1 protein-coding gene is annotated in these 3,307 nt (G+C 45.4%); it reads left to right on the forward strand.

All coding sequences use genetic code 11. From position 1 onward, the window contains the following. Window positions 1-366: 366 nt before the first annotated feature. Window positions 367-3,307 (forward strand): ankyrin repeat domain-containing protein (locus KDK14_RS12410; RefSeq protein WP_257265446.1); only part of this gene is annotated, 2,941 nt, incomplete at its 3' end.

Below are 3,307 nucleotides of genomic sequence, written 5' to 3' on the forward strand. Positions count from 1 at the left end.
ATCATCAGGAACACTGAGTTTAAAATGGGAAAGTTATTTTTAGACGACTCCTTACATAAATATTACCAATATCCTGTCTGAGCATGCAGCAAAGTGAGGGGCATAAAGTTCCGATCAGACATATACAACAATAGAAGTTTAAAACACCGCTGATGCCTGTTTTGCCCGTCTGGATAAGCCGGACAGCCTCTTGGCATGTTTGTAAATTTGGAATGTCGCGAGAATGATTGAAACCCTTGAGCACAGCGATGCGCCAGACATGGAAGGTTGACGAAGCGTCCTGATTCTGGATGCGCAGAGTGCTCCACCATTCGGTGGTCAAGGGTAACCGGAAATAACCATGAGCTTTTCAGGAGGCAAGTAACAATGCAACCAACAGGGGGGATAACACCGAAACCGCCCTACCTTGAAGGAAATGATAAAACCATTGGCGCTATACCTGAAAAGGGAAAAACCATAACCGGCCAGATACCCTTTAATCGTCGTATGGCATTTCCGCAAACCCAAAGCGACGCGCCGTCTAAAAAATTACACGCCAACAGAATAGTAAAATCGAACCAGGGTCGTGCCATTCTTGGTCAACCATACTCCATAGCCCCTCATAGAAAAGCCTCCGTGGAATCGGATCATCGCCTGCAGCTGCCACAAGTGTTCAAGGAGATGCTGGCGCTGCAAGGTCGCTCGAGCAAGACTTCATTGGGTCAGCACAACCACCCTGATAATTCATCCATGCAAGTTCTGATAAATCTGATAAAACAGGGGAATACCGAAAAAGTAAAAGAATGCATTGCCAATAACGCCCTTTATTTAACCTCTGAAGATGCAGATGGCAATTCCGTTCTGCACTTGGCGGTGTTGCACGGCCAGGATGATTTGTGCCAACTATTCATCAATAAGGCTCGGTATTTGTTGCTGGCAACGAATAAAAACGGTGAACGACCTTTGCATATTGCCGCCAGAAGAAACCAAAACAATTGTTTGAAATTGTTCCTGGATAACTTGCCTAACTTGTCATTACCGGAGAAAGAGTTGTTTGCAAAAGATAAATCAGGAGCAACACCGGTGCACCTGGCAGCTCGATACGGAAATAAAACCGGTTTAATGGTCATGCTTGATTATGAAATCAGTGAGTATGTATTTCTCGGTCCTACTTCCCCGATTCGATTAGCGATAAAAAATGGGCATACAGAGTGCATGGCAGTTATCCTCAACAGTAGAATCATGGATTTTTTACAGCAGCCCTATTATCGCGCTCTTCACTACGCTGTAGAGTGCGGCCAATTGGATTGTGTAAAGTGGCTTCTACAAACGTATCCAGATTCTGTCACTAGTGACGATCCTGATTCAGACACCTTTGATTCTCTAATTCAGTTAGCTGTAAAACGTGGCTATGATGACATTTTACAAAATCTTCTTGAGCAACCGTTCTTCATAAACCGTCTGACGAAAATAGGATATACCGATGATTTTCTGACGAATGAAAATGATACCTGTGCAAAACTGATCAGAGACGCCCGAAAGAAAGCAAGGCTACCTTTTTGCCCGGTGAAGAATTTCGATAAAAAACTCTTCCAACAGACCTTGCAGCAAGAAAAAGTGAAGATTGCCAAAAATACCCCGGTAACCTCACCGACGCTCCTGCATTCATTACCTGATCTGCCAGAAAGTCATTTTTCCGGGAGCACACCGTTCATCGACTTTCTGCCACAGGTAAAGGCCCTGGTCAGCGGGTTGCAGGAAATAGGGGTTTATGTACCTTGCGCAGTGGATGAAGACACCGATGCAAAAGGTCAATTCTGGACGATGGGTGATGCTACGGCATCCATCGGACTGATCAAGAGCCTTGTTGCCCTGGGCGTAAAAACGGTCCATGCGCAACTGTCACCTCCGGATGGAAGCAGCTTTATTACACGGCAAAGTTTTAATATTGAACAGCGGTCAAGATACAAACAACAACAGCGTATAGCATTATCCAAGCTGGCTTACTTGATACCGGGAATAAATATTAAACGGAAAACTCAGGAAATATATATAAACGATACCAAGGTCATTATTTCTGTCTGTAGCCTGCGCAGGGAGAATAAAATTAATGCAGCCCTGACCCTCTCATTTCTCGAACCCGAAGAAATGTACCGGGAATTGAGGCATGTCCAGGAGTCCTATATCACCTTGAAACCCTATCGTTTTTACTCTGAATGTGAATCGATGTATCTCGATACCAGCACATCCCTGGCAACCAATAAAATTAACGACAATGCCATCGCTGATAGTAATATCACCCTCTTGCATCTACCAGTAAACTCAATTATCCCCAATAACTATTTGCTACCGCAGGAAACTGAAATATCCGCCATCAACAGCCATACGGCAACATTAATCTCTGCCATTAATCAACTGTGTGATTTATCCGCTAACGGAAAAATACAAACCTCTGTCGTTTATGGTTTGCACCATAGCGATTTGCGTCAACACAAACATACCATATTAACCAATTGGCTCAGGGCTATTCACTTCAATCAGGGGCAGATAGCGAATGCCCTCCCGGTGGTGGTGACCACCACGGTCAGCGCTTTTTTGGATATGGATGAATATATCTATGAAAATGGCAAGAGTGCGTTACAGGCCATCGCGAAAATGACGGGCTTCACCCTGATTGACTTTCGGGACCAACAGGACCGGGCCGCTGTGCTGGGGGCAGGCAAAGGCCAGTTGTTGCTGTGTCTTATGCCCAGCTTGCCAAGACAAAGTTTCAATCAACTGGTGCAAAGCTCCCGGTTCCCGGTGCTATGTGAAGGCGCTAATCTGACCACCACCCTGTTACAAAAAGGCCAACCCCACCTTTCTCTCCTGCCCTTTGGATTGACGCCAGTGGCCCAGGACATGGGGGGGCCGCTGGAGGCTTTAAAGGCCTTGGCCTTTTCCTGCAAACTGCGCATGAAACCGTCAAGTGTGGATATTAAAGCCCTGAAAATTTTGTCAGGCCTGGTCAGGGCAAGCCTGTACGCAGAGGCGCTCTGTTATATTGACGAGATTAAGGCATTACATTTTGAAAGCGGGGTAATCCATTTTGTTTGGGCTGATCCTCAACCATCACCTCTGCAATTAAGATCAGTTACCATTATGAGCCTGTTGCACAAGGGTAAAAAAATGGGTGGCATTGAAAAAAAGGCCTTACTTGCAGCGCTTGATCCTTCCGATAAAGCTCTGGCCGATTATATCAACAACTGCCTGGATAAAAACTCCATCACCAATCATCACTTCAGGCTGCAGCAAATGCATGTTAATAAGCCTTTTAATAATAAGGTGC

The sequence above is a fragment of the Endozoicomonas sp. ONNA2 genome, assembly GCF_024606365.1.
Lineage (GTDB): Bacteria > Pseudomonadota > Gammaproteobacteria > Pseudomonadales > Endozoicomonadaceae > Endozoicomonas.